Below are 21,118 nucleotides of genomic sequence, written 5' to 3' on the forward strand. Positions count from 1 at the left end.
AGTTCCCTAATTCCACATGGAGGTGAAGGAACGGCCCGTCCCCCAATCGGACGGGCCGTTCCTAGTGGAGCAATTAGCCGACGGTGACGGTGAGGCTGTCCGCGCTAGCGTAGCCGACGCCATCAGAAGAGCAAGTGACGACATGGTTGACGGCGCCCAGGGCACCTGCACAGGTGAGGTTCGTTCCACTGCCTCCGCCCAGGGCTGCTGTTACGGTCTTGCCATAGGTGGCGGGCTCGTCCGCAAAGGTCAGTGTGACACTGGCGACGGCAGTGTTGGAGCCGCCGACGACATACGCGTAGCTGGTATCGGTCAGCGTTGCACCGTTGATGTTCTGCGTCACTGAACCGCCGACGTATGAGTCCTCCGCGGCAGTACCTGAGGTTGAGAGGCCACCGCCGGTGAAGGCGGATCCCGCGGCTACGGCGAGGCCGGCGACGGACAGGGCAGTGATGATCTTTGCGGATTTGCGCATGGTGATGATTCACTTTCGGTTTGTGGTGGCCCGGCTGACCCTGAGTGGTCCCGTGGCTTTGCGTCCCCGGCTTCCACCGGGTTTGCCTTTGTCAGTGGACCGACGAGCAGAAGACTTCGTGGTTGGATTGCACCGACAATTCGAAGCTAGCAGGAGATTTCGCCCGTCATTTGGGAACTTGGGTGGTCCTGCGGCAAGCCTCGGGTGTCTGCACCTTTGCCGCGTGTTTCCTGCGCGTAACCTGCGGTTGGCTTCGTGGATCGTGACGGTCCCGGCAACAAAAGCGGCCCTTGTCATGAACCAATCAGTTGATCGCCGACGAATGCTCCGGACTTGCCGGCAGGGCAATCTTGAAGGTGCTGCCTGAGCCAGGTTGGCTGCTACAGGAGATAGACCCGCCGTGGCGCTCAATGATGGCCTTGGTGATGGACAGCCCAAGTCCCACGCCGGGGATGTCAGCCTCGAGAGCGGCCGGGCTACGGTAGAACCGTGTGAAGACCTTGGCGGTGTCCGCCGCGGTCATGCCCATTCCGGCGTCCTCCACCTGAAGGCGGATCAGGCCATCCTCGGCCCGCGCCGAAACCTTCACCGTTCCGCCGTCGGGGGAGTACTTGATGGCGTTCGAAACCAGATTGTCCAGTGCTTGGCCTATCCGGAGCGGGTCAACCTGCGCCCACAACGGTGTGGGAACGTCCATCAGCAGTGAGACCTTCGATGTTTCGGCTTGGGCGCGAGCCGATCCGAGGGACGCCTCAACCACACCGGCAAGGTCCGTTCTGCGTGGGTGCACATGCAAAGCCTCGGACGCCGAAACCAAGAGATCGGAAACCAGGGTGAGGAGCCGTTCGGTGTTGCGTTGCGCCACCTCGAGCCGCTGGACAGCCAAGGGCGGAAGCCCTTGGTCGCCGTCGAGCACAAGGTCGAGGTTCCCAATCACTGAATTCAGGGGCGTCCGAAGCTCGTGGGAGACGTTCGAAAGGAAGTCATCCTTTGCCGAAATGGCTTCCACCAGCCCTGTGACGTCATTGAAGACGAGTACCGCGCCGTCGAACTCGCCGTCGTCGTTCTTCAGGGGACGCGCTGCGGTGGATACAGCCCGCTGTTGCGTGCCTTCACCTAACCAAACCAGATAGTCGGCAAAGGTCTCGCCTTGGGCAGCGCGGGCTTCAGGGCGGCGGTCCGGTGGAACCGGCGTCTTTCGGTCATAGCCGGAGACCATGAGCAGCGACTCTTGGGAGCGTCCCGGGAGGCCCTCTGGACTTGCGGTCACCTCAAAGAGGGACTGCTGGTGGTTGGAAAGAAGGCGTTTGCCGTCGCCGCCGACAGCAATGATTCCGACGTCGACCGTTTCCAGGATGATGTTCAAGAGTCGCTCGCGCTCTTTGCTTTCTGCCAGGAGTGCCTGAAGCTCAATGTCTTTGGCTTCAAGTCTGCGTTGCTGAAGTCTCATATGAACGCTGGCAAAACGTATTGCGAGCGAAACGGCGAGCATCATCAAAGGCAAAAGCACAGTTGTCGTGACGTCGGCTGCCGTAATGTTCGGCATCTTTGAAAACAGGGACGGTAATCCGATGAGCAGCGGACCGAAGAAGCTGAGGATGAGGCTTGTTCTGGCGGAAATGGCGGATGCGGAAAGCCAAATGACCGGAAATATCGCCAGTACTCCCAGTCCCTGTAGATTTGCGGCGGCCCCGTTACGGGTAAACCAGATCGCAACGAGGTCCAGCACCGGTATCAACAAAGGTGCATTGGGTCCCAGTTTCTCCCAGGGCACAAGGACGCAGGCTGCAAAAATGATGGCGTGAAGTACAAGGGCGGCCAGGAAGAGTCCGCTGGTCAGTACCCCCGCCCAAACGGCGGGAGCTGCAATGACCAGGCCAGCAATGAACACCGTCAGGGGTAACTGGCAAAGTATGACCTGTGCACGTGGCCGGAGACCGCTGAAGTAGCGCTCCGCCTTTCGTGCCAGAAACCGTTCGCTCATTGAAGCTACTCCTCAGATTGGGGCCAAATCGCTCGTTTCGCCCGCAGCGGCTTTTGGACGCAAGCAACGCTGCCCACGATCTTCAACTTTCCAGAAGCAGAAGTTACATTTGGTGTCATAGTAAGCGAAGTGATGCGTGGGGTCATAGGGCAAAAAGTGATGACGATTTAGCTCCTGCGTTGTAACGTGAATTTGTGGTGATGAAATTCGCATATGTGATGGGCATATTCGGAGAATTCGTCAGGCTGGGGAGTCCATGGGTGATCTTGGGGTTGCAGTGGTTGTTGAGGATGACGCAGATGTGCGGAATCTATTGGAGGCCGTGCTGAGTCAGGCAGGGTTTGAGGTTTACTCGGCCGCGGACGGACGGAATGGAGTCGAGGCGGTTCGCGACCATGGCGCAAACGTCGTCACCCTGGACGTGGGCCTGCCCGACATCGATGGTTACGAGGTTCTTCGGCAAATCCGGCAGTTCAGCGATGCCTACGTGGTCATGCTGACAGGCAGGACAGAGGAACCGGACCTGCTAACGGCGCTACACTCCGGAGCAGACGATTACATCACCAAACCGTTTCGGCCTTTGGAGCTGAGGGCGCGGGTGGCGGCAATGCTGCGCAGACCTCGGCCGCAGTCTCCACAGGGGCGGACGCCTGCACCGGCGCCGGCCGCGTCGCCTCTCACGAGGACCGCTGAGGAAGCGGTACTCGTGCATAATGGCTTGGCGCTGAATCGGAAGACCAGGTCGGTTGTTGTCCATGGAGACGCGCTACCCCTGACCCGAAGTGAGTTCGATCTGCTTCAGGAGCTTTTGCGTGTGGGTGGGGCTGTTTGCACGAAGACTGACCTGGTTCGCGTAGTCAGGGGCGAGGAAGATCGTGACGATACGTACGTCAGCGAATCCGATGAGAGGGCCGTTGAGGTCCATATCGGGAATCTCCGGCGGAAGCTGCACGAAGACCCCCAGTCCCCGCGGTGGCTGCAGACTGTGCGCGGCGTGGGGTACAAGCTGACGCCGGCGGAGCATGAACGCCAGGAGATCCACGACCAGCGGTAGCTATTCATCCGCCAGGATGTAGTTGTCCTGCAGTTCCTTTACGGTCGCGCTTCCGTGGAGTTCCACAGCGGCAATGAGGGCATGTCCAAGTTCCAGGTCTCCCCTCCGGATGAATTCTTCCAGCTGTTCCGCTAGCCGGGACAGCCGCAGGCCTCCGACCATGGCTGAAGCTATCTTCATACTTATGACCGCGTCCAGGGCTGCAGCAGCATCCTGGCGATCCAGCGCTGCTGCCAGCTTCTGGTGGCGCTGGCTCCATAACGTCGCGTAGTCCCGTGCGAATTTCTGTGCAACGGCCGGATGCGCCAGCTGTTCTTCGAGGTCCTGCAGCACTGCGAGGTCCACCAGGGGAAGTTCAGCGTCATCCCGATTTGATGCCGGGCCCGGGGCAGCCGTGGGCTGTGAAGGTGCGGGGCCAAAGCCCGCACCTTCCTCGCCGCTTAAGCTACCTGAGATGGACATATGACAACGCTACTTCCTGAAACTGTCAATTCGCATGACTTCAGCCAATCCTGTGGAAACCTTGCGGTTGCTTGGCTGGGGAGGGCGGGTGAACGCGACTCTTGGCGTCACTGGGCGCTGAACGTGACAACCGTATTGATCACGGCGGGGCCGAGGATCGCGATGAACAGGACGGGAAAGATGAAGAACAAGAGGGGGAACAGAATCGAGACTGGCAGCTTCATCGCCTTTTCTTCGGCGCGCTGGCGTCTCTTCACCCGCATGACTTTGGCCTGGATCCTGAGGACGCGGCTGATGGCGATGCCGTAGGTGTCGGCCTGGACGATGGCCTGGACAAAGCTGCGGAGTTCCGGAATGTTGGTCCTCTCGGCCAGACCAAGGTAGGATTCCCGGCGGCTCCGGCCTACCTGCATGTCCTGTAGCGTGCGGACGAGTTCCTCTGCCAGAGGCCCCTTACCGTTTTCGCCCGCGCGGGCCATGGCACCTTCGAAGCCGAGGCCGGCTTCGACGGAGATGAGCATCTGGTCGAGGGTGTTCGCCAGTTCCAGCTGCATGGCTTTCTGCCGTTCTATGCCCTTGCTGTAGAGGAGTAGGTCCGGAATGAAATAGCCCAGGAAGAGAATGAACAGTCCGGCAAGTTTTATCATCGGGTTTGGGCCGCTCACGCTGATGAGCAGCCCAAGCGACGCTCCCACCAGGCCCAAGGCAGGCTTTGCCGCCAAAATGCGGCCCAACGGCCACGCTGCCGGGCGGCCGGCGAGTGAAAGTAGCCTGTCGAGTTTGCGGACGTAGGCTGCTGGAGTCAGCGCATACCCGATCCTGTCGAGGACGCCGCCTTGCTTCGATTCCGGGACCTCGGCTGCCCTCCTGCCACGGGTCAGGATGGCCACCGTCGCACTCCGGGCCTTGCGGTCCACGGACAGTAGAGACCAGGCCAAGTATCCAATGGGGACGCATACCAGGAGAAGCGAGGAAAGCACTACGGGATTCATTGGCATCTCAGAACTTCAGATCGATAATCTTGCGCATCCACAGGCTGCCGATGGTCATGAGGACGGCCGACGCAGCCATCATGCCCCACCCCAGCGGATGCGTGAACATCGAATCCATATAGCCCGGGTTCACCATCATGAGCATCACGACGATTCCGATGGGCATGGCAATCAGGATGTACGCGGAGAATTTGCCTTCCGCGGCCAGGGATTTGATGTGGCCCTTGATCTCGGAACGCTCCCGGATGGTCTCGTTCACCTGGTCCAGAACCTCCGCCAGGTTCCCGCCGACCTCGCGGTTGATCTGGATGGCTTGGGCGATCCAGACGAAATCCTCGTTCCGCATACGCTCGGAAGTGTCCGTCAACGAGGCCAGCAGGTCTCGGCCCAGGCTGGTTTCCGTGACGACTCGGCGCATCTCTTCCGACGTCGGGCTTTGTGATTCGGTGGCCGCGGCGTCGATGGCACGGAGAATACTGTGGCCCGCCCGCAGGCCACCAGCCAGCAATTGGAGGGTGTCCCCGAGCTGCTGGTCGAACTTAGCCCGCCGCTTTCCGGCCAGGAAGCCCAGAACCAGATGCCCCACGACTGGCGCCAGTATGACGAGGAGGACGGACAGGACCGGCACGCCGATCACAAGGCCCACGAGGGCGCCGACGATGCCACCGGCAATAACCAGGACAAAGAACTCAGCCTGGCTGAGCCGGACACCGGCGTTCTCCAATGAGTCGCGGTTGTAGAGCCGGACGTTTCTGTCCGCTAGGAAGCGGTCAAGGCCGCCGACGGTAACGTTCGCCAGGCGGGTTAGCCGTGAGGGCGGCTCCGAGTCATAGGGACGGCGCCGGCCCAGAGCGATTTCCGGCGTACCGGGTATCAGCAACGCCACACCCAAGAGGATCGGTGCGATGAATAGGAGCGCCGCTCCAACGGTCATGAGCATGTCGGCGGTCCTAGGCCTTTCCTTCGCCGGCGGGACCGGCGGGGGTGGCGAAGACCCCGGGTGAGACATGGATTCCGAGGTCCTCGAAGCGGTCGATGAAGCGCGGACGGATCCCGGTGGCGACCGGTCGTCCGAGGAAACGGCCTTGGGCATCGACGCCGGCGGAATAGTCGAAGACGAAGGCGTCCTGCAAGGTGACGATGTCGCCCTCCATACCCTGTACCTCGGTCACGTGGGTGATGCGGCGGCTGCCGTCACGCAAGCGCGAAATCTGGACGATCAGGTTCACTGCTGAAGCTATCTGTTCCCGGATGGCCCGCAGGGGCAGGTCCATCCCTGCCATGAGCACCAGCGTTTCAAGACGGGCGACGGCGTCACGCGGCGAGTTGGAGTGAACCGTTGACAATGAGCCGTCGTGCCCCGTGTTCATGGCCTGGAGCATGTCCAGCGACTCTCCGCCGCGGACCTCGCCCACCACAATGCGGTCGGGACGCATACGCAGCGAATTCCGCAGGAGTTCACGGATGGTCACTTCGCCTTTGCCCTCAGTGTTGGGAGGACGGCTTTCCAGCCTCACCACATGGTCCTGCTGGATCTGGAGCTCCACGGCATCCTCGATGGTGACGATCCGTTCGTCCGCGGGAAGGAACGAAGAAAGCACGTTCAACAGGGTGGTCTTTCCCGTTCCCGTTCCGCCGGAGACGATGATGTTGAGCTTGGCCTTCACGCACGCGTTCAGGAGCTCGGCCATTTCCGGAGTCAGTGTTCCGAAGTCGATGAGGTTCCGAACGGTGAGGGGCACTTTGCTGAACTTGCGGATGGTCAGTGATGATCCGCCGACGGCCAGGGGAGGGATCACGGCGTTGACGCGGGAGCCGTCTTCCAGCCGGGCATCCACTAGGGGAGAGGACTCGTCAATGCGGCGCCCCACCTTTGACACGATGCGCTCGATCACCTTCCGCAGATGTTCCTCCGAGCTGAAGCGAGAGTCCGCCAGGGTGAGGTGGCCCTTGCGCTCCACATAGATCTGGTCCATCCGGTTGACCATGATTTCCGTGACGGCGGGGTCGTCCAGCAGGCGCTGCAGCGGGCCGTAGCCCAGCACGTCGTCGGCAACATCCTGGACCAGGCGCGTGCGTTCCTCGGAGGAGAGCGGCACTTGCTCGGCGTCGATGATGCGCGTGAGTTCCTCCCTGGCCGACGTCCGGAGCTCCAGCTCGGTGATCGCCGAATCATTGAAGCGGGCACCCATGCGTTCGAACAACGCCGTGGCCGCCCTAGCCTTCAGCGCCGCGAAGGCGTCTACGGGCTGCTGGGTTTTGGGCTTCACCTCGTCCGGATGTTCGGTCCCCATTGACGGAACGACGACGGCGGCAGCCGGTGCCGCCGTCGTGCGCTTTTCCGGCTGCGGTGCCGCCCACGGGTCGGACTGCCGGGTGGGCAGCTCAGGGCGGTCCAGCTCAAGTGTTGCGGTGGTGGCCCGTGGGGCTGGCGACGGCGGGGGAACGGTGTGCGTGCGGGACTGCGTTTTTTCCTGGGCAGCACTGATGCGCTCTGAAAGTTTCATTTAGACCACCACTCTCCGGTGCAGTTTGCGTTGCGATTTAGCCCGCCATGCGGGATTAAAGCGGTCGACGAGTTGGTTCAGTCCCTTGGTCGCGGGGTCCTTGGCTGACGCCTGAAGCACTGGTATGCCTCGGTTGGTAGAGAGTGCCACGGCCTTGGACCGGGGAATGCTGACATCCACGGGCGCTCCGATGGTCGATTCGAGGTCCTGGACTGTCAGCCCGAGCTTGGAATCCGCCATGTTCAGCACCACGTGCCGGGTCTCCGGGAGGATATCCAGCTGACGCAGGACGTCCAGGCCAGCACGCAGGCCGCGGACGCTTGGGATGTCCATGCCGCTGACCCACACCACGTCCGTGCACTGTTCCATGGCCGCGAGGCCGATTTCCGGAAGGCCCGGAGCCGTATCCACCACGACGTACTGGAACTGCTCGGAGAGCTGTTCAAGCAGGCGACTGACCTGCTCCGGGGTTATCTCATCGGCATCAACGGGGGTTGGGGGAGCGCAAACGGCGTAGATGCTGCCCGGGTGGACCGTAAGGAAAGCCTTCAGGACCAGCGAATCCTGGCTGGCCGCGGGGGAGACTGCGTCGGTGACTGTGTGTTGGGGGTCGAGGTAGAGCGCGGAAGCTACGTCACCGAACTGCAGGTCCAGGTCAACGATCACTACGCTCATCGGGGCGATCTTGCCCAGGCCGATGGCGATGTTGGTGGCGATGGTCGTTTTGCCCACGCCGCCTTTAGGGGAGAATATGCCGATCACGAGGCCTTTGTTGGTTTCGGCCGTCAGCTGGGGCGCCTGCACGCGGTACCGGCTGACGGAGGACTGCGTGACGCGCTCCAGGAGGACCCTGATCTGTGCAGCATCGGAGTCGGGGGAGAGGATGTCCCGGATGCCCGCCCGCATGGCCTGCAGGATGAAGTTGGGATCTGGCTCACTCGCAAGGACGACGCTGAGCTCCGGAAACCGGACATTCATCACCGTCGCAAGCCGGAGCGCTTCATCCACGGGGACACCAGGCCCCAGAATCAGCACCTCGGGCTGTTCCTGGTTCAGATGGGCGAACAGCTCGTTGGGATCGGCGGGGAGCAAGCTTGTGAAGAAGGTCTGCACGCCCCCTTGCAGGGCTCCGGCAACGGCCTGGCGAAGGCGGCCGTCGAAGTCGACGTCGGGTGTGATGAGGACGAAGCGGCTCATTTGTAGACGTCCTGTTGAGTCATGATGCGCGGACCGCTGTCCTGCGCGTCGAGGGGCTCTTTGCTGAGCCAGACTTGTTCGAACTCGGAGGCAAAAACGATCTTGGTGGCGTTGATGTCATTGACCGCAACCGTGACCATTAGGGATCCCGTTGGGAGATTGACATCCCGGGGGTCGGGTTCGGTTCCGGCGCTCGCCGACGCGGCAGGCTTCGCGACTGCGCCTTCGGGGGCCCGCTGTACGGCGGTCACCAGGACTTTGTGGATGGAGAGTTGAGTGGCCGCGCCGGCCTTGTTTTCTACGACGCCATTCGCCATGGAAATAAAGACGCCAACGTGGTCACCGGGCTCAAGGCGTCCGCCGACGACGCGCTGCGGCTCCAGCTGGAAGGAGACTTCCTGCAGGCCGGCCGGCACTTTCACGGAGCCGGAGGTTTGGAGGTCTTCCGGGGCGATGAGCTTCTCCGCCAGCAGCTGTTCACCGGGAACGAGGTCGGCGGCGGCCACCTGTCCGGTGGATGCGTCCAGAGTCTTCAGTGCAGACTTTGCGACGGCGGTACCCGGTAGCTCTTCCAGAACGACCGATGCTTTCACGGTGTCCACGGAAGCGCCTGCCGGCACGGCTTTGGTGACGACAAGAACGCCCACGGGGTCCAGGTCCTTGACTGCCCGCTGGTCCGCGCCCTGGGCGTAGGTAACAACAAGGACCGCACCGACGATGGCCAGGAGGACTGCCACCACTCCTGCCAACAAACGTGACTTCACTGACTGCTCCTGTGTTTTATGGGAGATCTGGGGCTGCAAGGACTATTTGCTGAGGGCAACGATGGTCGCGCCGTCAGGGTTTATGGGGCCGAGCGTGTAGCCGCTGGCTAAGGAAACGTATTTGACGAATGTTCCGATGATTCCGCGGCAAGGTTCCTTGCATTCAAGGTTGGCGGGGACGTCCGGTGCTCTGTTGCGAAAGGTATAGGGAAGACCCGTATTGCCAACCTTCCACCCAGCAATTTTGAACGCGGCGAACGTTGTCAGTCCGTAGACTGCGTTCGTTCCGGTTCCCGTCACGGTATTGAAGATCGGCAGCAGAACGATTACGTCCTTGCCGGCGTTCATGTCCGCCGCCCAGCTGTTCAGCGTGTCCTCGCAATGGGGTGGCGCATTATTGCCGGTGTCACCGCCAGCGGTGCTCTTTGCGATGTCGATAAAGGCGCCGCACGTGTTGGCATCTTGTTTAAGACCGCCGAAGCCGCCTTGTACGAATGCACCCGATGGCCCGTAATTGCAGTCGACGTTGGCGTTTTTTCCATGCAACTGGAGCAACTGCATGATGTTCGTGCTGTCGCGAACCTGGCAGACTGACACGGTGATGGGAAAGGGGGTGGTCCCCTTTTCGGGGCTGCCCCACACGACTGTTGAAGGGGCGTTGACCTCGGTCGAGTTCATGCCCAGCACCCGGGCAAAGAAGAGTGAGACTTCGTTGGGAGTCCTGCCCTTCTCCTGTGCGCCGGCCGTGACCGTGACGGTGCGGGTGGCTTTATCCAGCATGGTGGATTTGATGTTGCTGAGGCCGTCGTTGGCATTGCTATTGGCGAAGCTGCGGGCCAGGGCGGAGTCAATTGAGCAATCGGTATCGGCGGCGTTCTTGGCGCATTTCTGGGCGATGGCCAGGGCTGCTGCGTCCGCGCCGTTGCGGAGCTGAGTCCGCTCGGCGTAGAGCATCCCGACGTCCACTGCTATGGCCCCGAAGCCGAGGAGCACCACCAACAGGATGGCGACCAGGACGCTCACGGCCCCGCGTTCGCCGTCGTGAATCAAAGACCGGGGTGTCAGCCGCCGCACAGCATGGCTCCTTTACCCTTCATCGCAAACGGGCCGGCTACGCCCGTCATAGTGGACAGGTTGTAGCTGATGGTGATGGTCATCTGCGCCCCGGGAGTGCAACTTGCGCCACCGAAAGTGATGTTCGCGTCCGTGAGAGCCGGCTTGAGCGAAACTGCGGCGTTTTTGGCTGCAGTCCGGGCGGCTGCTTGATCGTTGGAGATGGCCATTACGCGGACTCCTTCACGGGCGGCGCTGGAGAGCGACGCCTGGGCGTTGTAGGCCCGGCCAAACTCCATGATTCCCAGAAGCAGCATGACGAGAACAGGCGCCAGGATCGCAAACTCGACCGCTACGGCTCCGCGCTCGGATGCCCTGGACATGGGGGGTGCCTTTCGGTCAGGCCAATGGGGGAGTGATTACAGCCGAAGTGGCGGCGGCTTGGTTGCCGCCGCCACTCTTTGGTGTTGGTTGATGTGCGGGCACATCACTGGGTCAGGACAACCGCCTTACGGGGCGCAGGTACCTGCGGCCCCGGCAGCGCCCGCGGTGTAGGTACCGCCGCTAACCGAACACTGAACCTGGACAAACATGTCCTGGAGCGTGGTTCCGAGGAGAGTGACAGCAACGATGATCACGACGGCGATGAGGCCGACCATGATGCCGTATTCGACCGCGGTGGCGCCTTTCTCATCGCGGTGAAGGCGGGCTGCAAGGTACGTGTAGGTGGAAAGCATGGGGACTCCTGAGCGAGTTTGGGTGGGCTGGTCCTGCACCAGCTCTGCCAAAAATGTAGCAACCACTTTCCAGCTTTCGACTGGATCTTGGTGCATCCTGTGCCAAGCCTTCCCAACTTGTCCCTTTCCTGCGTCTAAACTGCGGAAATCTGGCGCCTTTCATGCTCAACCCGCCTGCGTTGACACTCACGGACACAGAAGGACTCCCTCAATCAGTGATTGGGGGAGTCCTGAGTTTAGTTAGGGATTGTCGGTGAATATTTGGTCTCCATGAAGGCCCTGAACGTGCACTCACACGCGCCCAGGGCCTTCTCCCCGGTGCGAGGTGCCGCTCCTCGGTGCCGGGTGGCAACGGAGCCTCTCGGTTCTGGGTACCGAGAGGCTCCGGGTCTAGGCCGGAGAAATCCGGCGAACTTGGTTAGCTGAAGGCCTCGATTATGTTGATGGCTGCCGGGCCGAGTAGCACTATGAAGAGCACTGGGAAGATGAAGAATAGCAGCGGGAAAAGTACCTTTACCGGTAGTTTCATCGCCTTTTCTTCGGCCCGCTGCCGGCGCTTGACCCTGGCCTGCTTGGCCTGCGTGTGCAAAACCTTGGCAATCCCGATTCCGTACTTGTCAGCCTGGACCACTGCCCGCACGAAACTCCGTAGATCCGGGACTGATGAACGGGCTGCCAGAGCCGCGTAGGCTTCCTGGCGGGGGCGACCCACCTGGATGTCCTGAAGGGTGCGCATCAACTCTTGGGCCAACGGGCCTCCTCCATATTCTGCGGCCCTGGCCATCGCCGATTCGAAACCGAGCCCCGCCTCAACCGAGATCAACATTTGGTCGAGGGTATTTGGAAGCTCAAGCGCTATTGCCTCCTGGCGCTTTATGCCTTTGTTGTAGACCAGCAGGTCCGGGACGAAATAAAACAACACCGTGACGAATAGAGCCAAACCGAAGATCGGCGGGGTGGGGGACTTACTGATGAGCAGTAAACCGAACATGGCACCCCCAAGGGCTAGGAGCGGCTTCGAGATAATGAGCTTCTCCAGGGGCATGGACTCGGGCCGGCCGGCCAGGGCGAGCCAACGGTCCAGTTTCGCCTCGTAGCTGCCGGGTGTGAGCCGCTTGGAGATCCCCAGAAAGGTCGGGGTCCGTTGGATCGCGGAAATGGAGCTCTGGGTAAAGCCTTGCCCGAGATTGGTTTGGACGGCCACTGCACCACGCCGGTCCAGTGTGACCAGAACCCAGGTGAAGTAGGCCAAGGGCAGCACAATCGCTGCTATCATCAGCCAGGCTATCGGAGTCATGGCAATTCCCCCTAGAACTTAATCTTGACGGTGCGGCTCATCCAGAAGCCGCCGATGACAAACATCAGGATGCTGACGATGAGCAAAATGATGCCTACGGGATGGGTGAAGAACACGTTCGTGTAACCGGGGTTCATGATGCCGATGACCATGGCGACACCGACGGGCATGGCCATCAGAATGTAGGCGGACATTTTGCCTTCGGCACTGAGGGAGCGCACTTGGCCCTTGATCTCGCTGCGCTCCCTGATCGTGCCGGCCACTTCTTCCAGGACCTGTGCCAGGTCCCCGCCAACCTCCCGGTTGATCTGGATGGCCTGTCCAATCCAGCGGAAGTCCTCGCTGTCCATGCGCTCGGCGACTTCGTCCAACGCCTGTCGAGCGTCCTTACCGATGCGGGTTTCAGTGACGACTCGCGAAAGCTCTTCCGATGTTGGAGCGTCCGCCTCCTGGGCTGCAGCTTCGATGGACCTCATGACGCTGTGACCTACCCGAAGGCCGCCGATCAGCATTTGGATGGTGTCTGTGAGCTGTGCTTCGAATCGCCCGCGACGCTTGTCCCTGAGCACGGAGAGGACCAGCCTGGCCAGGAAAGGAGCCGCGATGGCGAACAGGATTCCAAGAAGTATGTTCGTCAGCAGAGAGACGACCGTGCCGCCCAAGAGGGAGGCCACGGCCACCATTACGGTGAAATCGGCGGGCGCCATTTTCACACCGGCGTTGTACAGCACAGCCCTGTTGAACGGGCCACCCGATTCGCCGATGACGCCGCCCATGGCGGCGACGGCAGTGTTTGAGACCCGGCTCATGGCTGAAGGACCCTGGTAGGCGTCAGGACGCCGTCTATTGGCCGGAATCGAGCCGTAACGAGGCTTCAAAACAACCAGGAACAAAACGAGCAGCGCCCCGAAACAGAGCACAAGGGCCGCTATGAAAAGTGCTGGGGAGTCCACGGCTACCGCCTTCCCGTCGCGACGGGCGTGGCGCCGAAGATGGCCGGAGAGACGGCGATACCGAGGTCGGCAAAGCGGTCCAGGAACCGTGGACGGATTCCAGTGGGAACCGGCTTGCCAAGGAACCTGCCCTGGGCGTCCATTCCTGCGGAATAGTCGAAGACGAATGCGTCCTGGAGCGTAACGATGTCTCCCTCCATGCCCTGCACTTCCGTCACATGGGTTACACGGCGACTGCCGTCGCGGAGCCTGGTGACCTGGATAATGAGATCCACAGCGGACGATACCTGCTCGCGAATGGCGCGGAGTGGCAAATCCATCCCGGCCATCAGCACAAGGGTCTCCAGACGGGCAACGGCGTCGCGCGGCGCGTTTGCGTGAACGGTGGACAACGAACCGTCGTGGCCGGTGTTCATGGCCTGCAGCATGTCCAAAGATTCCCCGCCGCGAACCTCACCCACGATGATCCGGTCGGGGCGCATACGGAGGGAGTTCCGGACAAGTTCACGGATGCCGACGGCGCCTTTTCCTTCGATGTTGGGCGGCCTGCTTTCAAGGCGAACCACATGCTCCTGTTGCAGTTGGAGTTCGACGGCGTCCTCGATGGTCACGATCCTGTCCTCAGCGGGAATGAAGGAAGAGAGGACATTGAGCAGGGTGGTCTTTCCGGTACCGGTTCCGCCGGAAACTATGATGTTCAGCCGCGCACGGACGCAGGCGCTGAGCAGCTCCGCCATTTCGGGAGTGATAGAGCCCCAGTCAATGAGGTTCTGGACCGTCAAAGGCACGTGGCTGAACTTTCGAATCGTCAGCGAGGGCCCGTTGACCGCCAGGGGAGGAATGATCGCGTTGACACGCGAGCCATCTTCCAGCCGGGCATCGACCAGCGGTGAAGATTCATCGATGCGCCTGCCCACTCGTGACACAATCCGTTCGATGACCTTCCGCAAGTGGTCATCGGAACTGAACTGGTAACCAGTCAGGGTCAGATGTCCATGCCGTTCGATGTAGATCTGGTCAAAACGGTTGACCATGATTTCAGTGACGGAAGGGTCTTCGAGCAACCTCTGCAGGGGTCCGTAGCCCATCACCTCGTCCGCGATCTCCCGGATGAGGCGCCGCCGTTCGTCGGGGGAGAGCGGGACCTGCTCCTGGTCAATCACGGCGGAAAGTTCTTCAACTGCCATGGAACGAAGGTCTTCCTCCGACGCTGAAGCGTCGGCGGAGCGATTGCCCATGCGTTCAAACAGGGCGAGTGCCGCCCGCTGTTTCAAGCCCGCCAGCGCATCGAAGGCTTGGACCGCGGGGGCGCTGCCCAAAGACAACGCCGAGGCAAGCGGCGTAGTGGCCGGAGCGGCGGGCGGCCGCTGCTCGGCCGACACAGGAACAGCCCGCGGCGTGTCCTGTGCGGGCGTGCCGGATTCGTTGGGAGTCACATTAGTCTGTGACCGGGTAAGGCGATCTGAAAGTTTCACGACACAACCACCCTTCGGTGCAGTTTGTTGTGGGTGGAGGACACCCATTGTGGATCAAAACGGTCAACCAGCTTCTTAAGGCCTTTCGAAGCCGAGTCCCGGGTGGCGCTTTGCAGTACCGGAACTCCTCGGTTGGTGGTGAAGGGAAGCGTTCGTGACCGTGGAATCACGGTATCGATCGGAACTCCAATGGTCGCTTCGACGTCCTGCACGGATAGTCCGCTCTTACGGTCGGCAAAGTTCAGGACGGTGTGCCTGCCCTGCGGCAGGAGCTGCAGTTCCTTCAGGACACCGAAGCACTTCCGCAGGCCGCGGACACTGGGAACGTCCATCCCGCAGACCCACACGCCGTCCGTGGCCTGTTCCAGCGTGGCGAGGACGTGCTCGCCCAAGCCCGGCGCGGTGTCGACCACAACGTACTTGAACTCACTCGCCAGCTGGTTGATCAGTCGGCTGACGTGATCGGCGGTGATGTAGTCGGATTCCGCCGGCGTGTGTGGCGCACAGAGTGCGTAGATGCCGGCCGGATGAACGGTGAGGAATGCCTTGAGAACCATAGAATCCTGGGACGCCACGCCATGGACGGCGTCGGTGATGGAGTGCTCAGGCTCCAGCAGCAGCCCTGACGCGACATCGCCGAACTGCAGGTCCAGATCGACTATCACCACCCCCATCGGGGCCACCTTGCCCAGGCCGATGGCAAGGTTGGTGGCCACTGTTGTTTTACCGACGCCGCCCTTGGGGGACATGACGGCTATAACCCGGCCACGTTCCTGGCCCGGTTCTGCGGCCGGCGCCATTCCCCGGCGACGGCTGGCAGCGGCCAGGCAGGCCCGCTCCAGGAGGACGCGCAGATCGTTGACCACGATTTCCGGGGTGACGACGTCCCGTATCCCGGCATGCATGGCGCGAAGCACCAGGTCCGGAGTCGGTTCGGCAATCAGAAGCAGGCTAACCTCCGGGTACTGGAGGTCGAAGACGGTCGCCAGTTTCAGGGCATCCTCCGGCGTGACGCCCGGACCGAGAATAAGCACCTCGGGCGGTGCGCCGTTGAGCTGCTTGAACACGTCATCCGGGCCGCCGGATAGGACGTCCGGCGTGAGGGTCTGCAACTCGCCGTGTAACGCACCTGTGATGGCCTGGCGGACTCGTCCCTCGAAATCGCGAACCGCCGTGATGGCCACAAAGCGGCTCATTAGTACAGCCCTCCAAAGGTTGTCACCGGTGGATCGCTCTTGGTGGAGGTGTCAGTCTGCTTGGCTAGCCAGATGGTGCCGAACTCGGCTCCGTAAACCAGCTTTGCCGCCTCTGCGTCGCTCCTGGCCACCGTCACGAACGCGGAACCGTTAGGCATTGCTACACCGCTGTCGCTGGTGGACCCGGAGTTCTTCTCCGTCTCCGGTGCGGCCTTTTGTACCGCGGTGACGAGGACGTCATGGAAGAGGAGCCCGGTGGACTGCTTCCATCCCTTGACCTCGGCCGGGACGTTGGCGTCGGCCGGCATCTCGTCCTCGGATTTGAAGGACGTGTAGACGGTGACCTTGTCTCCGGCTTCAAGTCGTCCGCCAAGAATGCGTTCCGGTGCCAGGAGGAAAGTAACTTCTTCCAGGCCATCAGGGACCGGCACCGTGCCCGGCAGGAGATCGCGGGGGTCCACCAGCCTGGCTGCGAGCAGCTGCTCACCGGGCTCCAGGCCAACGGAGGTGATCTTCCCCTTGTAATCGCTCAGGCTTTCGATGGCGCCGTCCGGCACGGCGGCCTGGGGTATAGATTCCAGCTGGACTTTGTTGTTCAAGTCCTCCGCCTTGGTGCCGGCGGGAATGGACTCTTTGACAACCAATACATTTACGGGTTCGAGACCTTGCGCTGCCCTGTTGTCGGCTCCCTGAACGTACATAACCAGTAGTACGGTCCCGGTGATTGCCAACAATAGTGCTGCGATGCCTCCCAGTAGGCGTGATTTCACTTGACTAGCTCCTTGTCGATTTCGTGGTGCGACGGGTCGCGTACGGAGGACTTAGCGTCTATTTCGAAAGCCAGACTGAAGTCGCTCCGTAGTTAGGGGTTCCACCGCTCGTTGACAGGCCCTCTTCGAGGGAAACGTAGCGGGTGAAAAAGCCCTGGATGCCGCGGCAATTGCCGGTGCATGAGGGCGCTGCGGGATCCAGGTTTGTGAGTGATGGACCGCCGCCAAACTTGTATCCGGTAACTTGGAATGCGATGAATCCGACCAGACCGTAGGTAGCGTGCTGCCCAGTGCCGGTCGCTGTGCTGAAGATCGGGACGAGGATCGGTTCGCCCATGAGGCCGGCAAGTATTCCCGTGCATTCGTTGGGGAAGTCATTGCCGGGGTCGTTGCCAATTTCCGCTTCGGCGATATTGATGTCCGCCGAGCATCCGGTGTCCCGGTCCAGCCAACCGAAGCCGCCTTCGGCGTAACCGTTTTGCGGGACGCAGCCTGGGTAGTCGGGAGTGTTTTCGTCGTAGCGGAGGAGGATATGGGTGGGGATGGGATCACCAGTGAAGTTGCCTGTGGAGTTCAACTCCGCAAGCTGGCTGGGCGAAAGGTACTGCTCGAAGACACACTGGCTGATGGTCCATGGCAGCGTCGTAGCGGCATTGGGTGCCCCCCAGGTGGCTTCGGCCACAGCCCGAATATCGGTAGTTTCAAAGCCCATTACCCTGGCGAAGAAGAGCGAGAAAGTGTTTGCTCCGGAGCCAGCCTCGCGGGTGTTGGTTTCCACGCGAACGGTCGTGGCACTCGGGAACGTGATGGAGGATACGCCACTGGTGCTGTCATTGCTGTTGGCGTTGGCCAGGAGGGCGCCGGTCGCGTCCACATCACCGCACGAGCCGTTGGCGCAGTCGCCCGCGATTGCCAGGGCGGACGAGTCGGCGCCGTTCTGGAGCTGCGCCTTCTCTGCATACATTGCACCGACATCGACGGCTATGGCTGCAAAACCCATGAGTACAACAATCATGATGGCCACGATGACCGTGGCTGCTCCACGCTCGCTGTCTGGACCATTGCTGCCAGTGCCAGTGCCAGTGCCAGTGCCAGTGCCAGTGCCAGCGACGTGTCGGCCGTTGCCACTGCGAAGTGCTGTTAGCCACCGCATCTCATTACCCCTACTCCGGTCATGTTCAATGGGAAGATGACCGGCTGGCCAAAGAAGCCGGCATCCAGGAAACCGGACAACGAAGGTAGCGTCAGGCTCGTCGTGACTGTGACGTCTGACCCCGCGGAGCAGCTGCCCGCGTTGCTGGTGACCCCCATGCCCAGGCCTGCCAGTGACGGTGCGGCAGCGGCCGCAGTTCCGGCGACATCGAGAGTGCCGTCGTCGTAATGGATCGCCGCATGGCGGGCGCCTTCGCGAGCCGCCTGCGTGAGGGACACTTGGACGTTCAGGACGCGCCCGAATTCCATAATCCCAATGAGCAGTAACAGCAGCACGGGAAGGACAATTGCCATTTCCACCGCCACCGCGCCGCGTTCTTTCTTTGTTGATTTCACGACGGTCTCCCCAGACACTTCGTTTTCAGTAGGATGATTGCCCGAACTGCGACTGTCCTGGCGGCGGCGACTGCCGCCACCAGGACAGAGACAATGCCGACGGCGGCGAACTAGAGTGCGGCCGTGACCTGATCGAAGAGAACGGCAATTGCCGGACCGAGAAGGAGAACGGATGCCATCACGACAACGGCGATGAGCGCGACCATGATGCCGTACTCAACCATCGTGGCGCCCTTCTCTTCACCCGTGAGGCGGTTCTTGACGCCGGCGATGTAAGCAACCATAGAGACCAGTGCAGAGTTCATTTTCGTGTTCCTTTTGTGAGTGCTGAATTGGCTTCGAATTCCCCGCTCCCCCCAAGAAGGTGATTGCTGGAACTTCGATACACAAAGGAATACAGGAGTCACAAATAGCCACACAATGAGTGGTTGTACTCGTCTTTTTGACGGCAGAATCGGGCGTCTACTTGCCGTTACATCCCTTTATCCCGCCCGCTCAGGTACGCGACTACTTGGTGTACTCGGAAACGGTTATCGAGAGAACACTGTGGGCAGGAGGATGCGGCCGATTTCGACGCCCCACAGCACCGTCAGGACGCAGCCCAGGAACATGGACGGTCCGAACGGTAAGGCCGTCTTCCGCCCCGCCAATCCGCTTGTAACAAGAAGAACACTGGCAACAGCGCCCACAATAAAACCAAGGGCTATACCCAGTATCAAATGCCCGACCGAGAGGTAGCCCAAGTACAAACCAAGTGGTGCCGAGAGCTTTACGTCTCCCATGCCCATTCCGCGGGGAGAAATTAAGGCCAAAATCAGGTAAATCACGAAAGTTACGGCACATCCGATGACCGCCGCGAGCAGATTTCCCCATCGCTGGTTCACGCCGGCGTCCAAAAGCAGCAGCACAAATCCGATTCCAAGCGATGGAAGGACGATCTTGTTGGGCAACAACTTGTGTTGGACGTCAATCCGGGACAGCACAAGCCCAGCTGCACTCAGGAAAAGGAACGCCGGCAGCACCCATGACCAGCCGAACCGCCAGGCCATGGCGGCGAACAGAAATGCCGTTACCGAAAAATTTACGATGCTCTGCCATCGGACCTGCGCCAACTCCACTGCGGGCAGCAATCGCCGCGTTACCGCCAAAGCAAGGGGCGCTGTGGCCAGCCCCAGCAGGGCGCATAGAATTACCAACAGGGGAGCCGGGGGCATTTCAGTCAACAGGGCACCTAAGTTCGGAGTTACTCGTGGTCCAAAGCGCCGGATCCGAGCATCAGGACCGGCGCAGGCTGGCTACTTAGAGCCTATTTTGACCAGCGGCCTCTATACCCGCTATTCTTGATAGTCGTTGTGCGTGTCCTTTCTCGATGATGCGTGCCCGCTGAGAATCCGGTTGCAGGATAACTACTCCTCGGGCACATTCGAGACTCCGGGACCACTGGATTCATAGAGCCCTCACCTCTGTTCCGGTAGCGCATAGATAGTAGGTGCACACGCTTACGTGACACCTAAACAAGAACGCCAGAACAAGAACGAGGCAAACACCGTGCGTACGTACACCCCGAAGCCCGGCGATATCAACCGCCAGTGGCACGTCATTGACGCCACCGACGTTGTCCTTGGTCGTCTTGCCAGCCAGACCGCAATCCTGCTGCGCGGCAAGCACAAGGCCACCTTTGCTCCCCACATGGACATGGGCGACTTCGTCATCATCATCAACGCTGAGAAGGTTGCCCTCACCGGCGCCAAGCTCGAGCAGAAGCGCGCTTACCGGCACTCCGGCTACCCGGGCGGCCTGACCTCCGTCACCTACGCGGAGCTGCTGGAATCCAACCCGGTCCGCGCCGTGGAGAAGGCCATCAAGGGCATGCTCCCCAAGAACTCCCTCGCTGCACAGCAGCTGGGCAAGCTGAAGGTTTACCGCGGTGCAGAGCACCCGCACGCCGCGCAGCAGCCCAAGACTTTCGAAATTTCCCAGGTCGCCCAGTAGTCCTGGCCACCAAACAACTTATCTATACAAGGAGAACCGTGGCTCAGAACGAAGAGACCACCGAAGCCGTTGCGGCTGAGGAAACCCTGACCAGCTACACCTCGGAAAGCGGTCCTGCGGAAGCAGAAGCGCCCAAGAAGGAACGCCCGGCACTGACCGTTGCCGGCGCAGCAGTTGGCCGTCGTAAAGAAGCCGTGGCACGTGTTCGCATCGTGCCCGGTACCGGCAAGTGGATCATCAACGGCCGCGAGCTGGCCAACTACTTCCCGAACAAGCTGCACCAGCAGGATGTCAACGAACCCTTCAAGATCCTTGATCTGGATGGCGCCTACGACGTCTTCGCACGCATCCACGGTGGTGGCATTTCCGGCCAGGCCGGTGCCCTGCGCCTCGGCATCGCCCGTTCACTGAACGAGATCGACACCGAGAACAACCGCGCCACCCTGAAGAAGGCCGGCTACCTCCGCCGTGACGCACGCGTCATCGAGCGTAAGAAGGCTGGTCTCAAGAAGGCCCGTAAGGCTCAGCAGTACTCCAAGCGCTAAATCCGCTTACCGGAAGCCCGTCCCGCCATTCGGCGGGGCGGGCTTCCGTCATTTAAAGAAGTATTGCTCCCGGAGTGATAACGGCCGGGGCCGGGAGTACCAACGCCTGCCCCGGGG

At 61.1% G+C, this 21,118-nt stretch carries 23 protein-coding genes and 1 riboswitch; of the genes, 3 read left to right on the forward strand and 20 right to left on the reverse strand.

Annotated elements, in window-relative coordinates; translation table 11 throughout:
* Window positions 1–73: 73 nt before the first annotated feature.
* Together CXQ91_RS00910 and CXQ91_RS00915 are read right to left on the reverse strand one after the other, a co-directional pair.
* Complete coding sequence (locus CXQ91_RS00910; RefSeq protein ID WP_104172052.1) at window positions 74–475, reverse strand: hypothetical protein; 402 nt, start codon at window positions 473–475, stop codon at window positions 74–76.
* Between the two features lie 21 nt (window positions 476–496).
* Window positions 497–572, reverse strand: a riboswitch (cyclic di-GMP riboswitch).
* 207 nt (window positions 573–779) lie between these two features.
* Entirely contained in the window at window positions 780–2,459 is a 1,680-nt protein-coding gene (locus tag CXQ91_RS00915) for a cell wall metabolism sensor histidine kinase WalK (RefSeq protein ID WP_104172053.1), read from the reverse strand.
* A 256-nt stretch (window positions 2,460–2,715) separates the two neighbouring features.
* On the opposite strand from CXQ91_RS00915, the gene CXQ91_RS00920 reads away from it, so the two are divergent.
* Complete coding sequence (locus CXQ91_RS00920; protein ID WP_104172054.1) at window positions 2,716–3,513, forward strand: response regulator transcription factor; 798 nt, start codon at window positions 2,716–2,718, stop codon at window positions 3,511–3,513.
* Here the strand turns inward: CXQ91_RS00920 and CXQ91_RS00925 are convergent, their stop codons facing one another.
* The 18 genes from CXQ91_RS00925 to CXQ91_RS01010 all read right to left on the reverse strand — a co-directional run bounded on the left by CXQ91_RS00925 (window position 3,514) and on the right by CXQ91_RS01010 (window position 19,678).
* Complete coding sequence (locus CXQ91_RS00925; protein ID WP_104172055.1) at window positions 3,514–3,975, reverse strand: Hpt domain-containing protein; 462 nt, start codon at window positions 3,973–3,975, stop codon at window positions 3,514–3,516.
* Window positions 3,976–4,082: 107 nt separating this feature from the next.
* Window positions 4,083–4,967, reverse strand: a complete 885-nt coding sequence (locus tag CXQ91_RS00930; protein WP_104172396.1) for a type II secretion system F family protein — start codon at window positions 4,965–4,967, stop codon at window positions 4,083–4,085.
* Between the two features lie 7 nt (window positions 4,968–4,974).
* On the reverse strand, window positions 4,975–5,907 hold the full coding sequence (locus CXQ91_RS00935) for a type II secretion system F family protein (protein WP_104172056.1): 933 nt from the start codon (window positions 5,905–5,907) through the stop codon (window positions 4,975–4,977).
* Between the two features lie 10 nt (window positions 5,908–5,917).
* Window positions 5,918–7,474 carry a CpaF family protein gene (locus CXQ91_RS00940; RefSeq protein ID WP_104172057.1) on the reverse strand — a complete coding sequence of 519 codons (1,557 nt, stop codon included), beginning with the start codon at window positions 7,472–7,474 and terminating at the stop codon, window positions 5,918–5,920.
* The gene (locus CXQ91_RS00945) at window positions 7,475–8,671 is read right to left on the reverse strand and encodes an AAA family ATPase (RefSeq protein WP_104172058.1); all 1,197 of its coding nucleotides are present in this window, start codon (window positions 8,669–8,671) and stop codon (window positions 7,475–7,477) included. It abuts the gene before it with no gap.
* Window positions 8,668–9,435 (reverse strand): Flp pilus assembly protein CpaB, encoded by a 768-nt coding sequence (locus tag CXQ91_RS00950; RefSeq protein ID WP_104172059.1) that lies wholly within the window; start codon window positions 9,433–9,435, stop codon window positions 8,668–8,670. The genes CXQ91_RS00945 and CXQ91_RS00950 overlap by 4 nt, the downstream gene beginning before the upstream one ends.
* A gap of 42 nt (window positions 9,436–9,477) precedes the next feature.
* Window positions 9,478–10,509: a pilus assembly protein TadG-related protein gene (locus CXQ91_RS00955; RefSeq protein WP_104172060.1), complete on the reverse strand. Its 1,032-nt coding sequence runs from the start codon at window positions 10,507–10,509 to the stop codon at window positions 9,478–9,480.
* A complete protein-coding gene (locus CXQ91_RS00960; RefSeq protein ID WP_104172061.1) occupies window positions 10,497–10,871 on the reverse strand; it encodes a TadE/TadG family type IV pilus assembly protein in 375 nt (124 codons plus the stop codon). The genes CXQ91_RS00955 and CXQ91_RS00960 overlap by 13 nt, the downstream gene beginning before the upstream one ends.
* Before the next feature lie 126 nt (window positions 10,872–10,997).
* Window positions 10,998–11,225 (reverse strand): Flp family type IVb pilin, encoded by a 228-nt coding sequence (locus tag CXQ91_RS00965; protein ID WP_104172062.1) that lies wholly within the window; start codon window positions 11,223–11,225, stop codon window positions 10,998–11,000.
* 418 nt (window positions 11,226–11,643) lie between these two features.
* On the reverse strand, window positions 11,644–12,522 hold the full coding sequence (locus CXQ91_RS00970; protein ID WP_104172063.1) for a type II secretion system F family protein: 879 nt from the start codon (window positions 12,520–12,522) through the stop codon (window positions 11,644–11,646).
* Window positions 12,523–12,533: 11 nt separating this feature from the next.
* Window positions 12,534–13,331, reverse strand: a complete 798-nt coding sequence (locus CXQ91_RS00975) for a type II secretion system F family protein (protein ID WP_258073775.1) — start codon at window positions 13,329–13,331, stop codon at window positions 12,534–12,536.
* Window positions 13,332–13,477: 146 nt separating this feature from the next.
* Complete coding sequence (locus tag CXQ91_RS00980) at window positions 13,478–14,998, reverse strand: CpaF family protein (RefSeq protein WP_374953603.1); 1,521 nt, start codon at window positions 14,996–14,998, stop codon at window positions 13,478–13,480.
* Window positions 14,947–16,146 (reverse strand): AAA family ATPase, encoded by a 1,200-nt coding sequence (locus CXQ91_RS00985; protein WP_104172066.1) that lies wholly within the window; start codon window positions 16,144–16,146, stop codon window positions 14,947–14,949. The genes CXQ91_RS00980 and CXQ91_RS00985 overlap by 52 nt, the downstream gene beginning before the upstream one ends.
* A complete protein-coding gene (locus tag CXQ91_RS00990; RefSeq protein WP_181038731.1) occupies window positions 16,146–16,916 on the reverse strand; it encodes a Flp pilus assembly protein CpaB in 771 nt (256 codons plus the stop codon). Before CXQ91_RS00990 ends, CXQ91_RS00985 begins: the two co-directional genes overlap by 1 nt.
* Before the next feature lie 58 nt (window positions 16,917–16,974).
* Window positions 16,975–17,931, reverse strand: coding sequence for a pilus assembly protein TadG-related protein (locus CXQ91_RS00995; RefSeq protein WP_258073776.1), 957 nt, complete (start codon window positions 17,929–17,931; stop codon window positions 16,975–16,977).
* 125 nt (window positions 17,932–18,056) lie between these two features.
* A complete protein-coding gene (locus tag CXQ91_RS01000) occupies window positions 18,057–18,464 on the reverse strand; it encodes a TadE family protein (RefSeq protein ID WP_104172397.1) in 408 nt (135 codons plus the stop codon).
* A gap of 110 nt (window positions 18,465–18,574) precedes the next feature.
* A complete protein-coding gene (locus CXQ91_RS01005; RefSeq protein WP_258073777.1) occupies window positions 18,575–18,769 on the reverse strand; it encodes a Flp family type IVb pilin in 195 nt (64 codons plus the stop codon).
* A 225-nt stretch (window positions 18,770–18,994) separates the two neighbouring features.
* Window positions 18,995–19,678 (reverse strand): A24 family peptidase, encoded by a 684-nt coding sequence (locus tag CXQ91_RS01010; protein WP_104172069.1) that lies wholly within the window; start codon window positions 19,676–19,678, stop codon window positions 18,995–18,997.
* Between the two features lie 334 nt (window positions 19,679–20,012).
* Here CXQ91_RS01010 and rplM point away from each other — a divergent pair, with 334 nt between their 5' ends.
* Window positions 20,013–20,456 (forward strand): 50S ribosomal protein L13, encoded by a 444-nt coding sequence (gene rplM / locus CXQ91_RS01015; RefSeq protein ID WP_078027203.1) that lies wholly within the window; start codon window positions 20,013–20,015, stop codon window positions 20,454–20,456.
* 38 nt (window positions 20,457–20,494) lie between these two features.
* Complete coding sequence (gene rpsI, locus CXQ91_RS01020) at window positions 20,495–21,001, forward strand: 30S ribosomal protein S9 (RefSeq protein WP_104172070.1); 507 nt, start codon at window positions 20,495–20,497, stop codon at window positions 20,999–21,001.
* The last annotated feature ends 117 nt before the right edge of the window (window positions 21,002–21,118 follow it).

This window comes from Arthrobacter sp. Y81 (assembly GCF_002929335.1).
Taxonomy (GTDB): Bacteria; Actinomycetota; Actinomycetes; order Actinomycetales; family Micrococcaceae; genus Arthrobacter.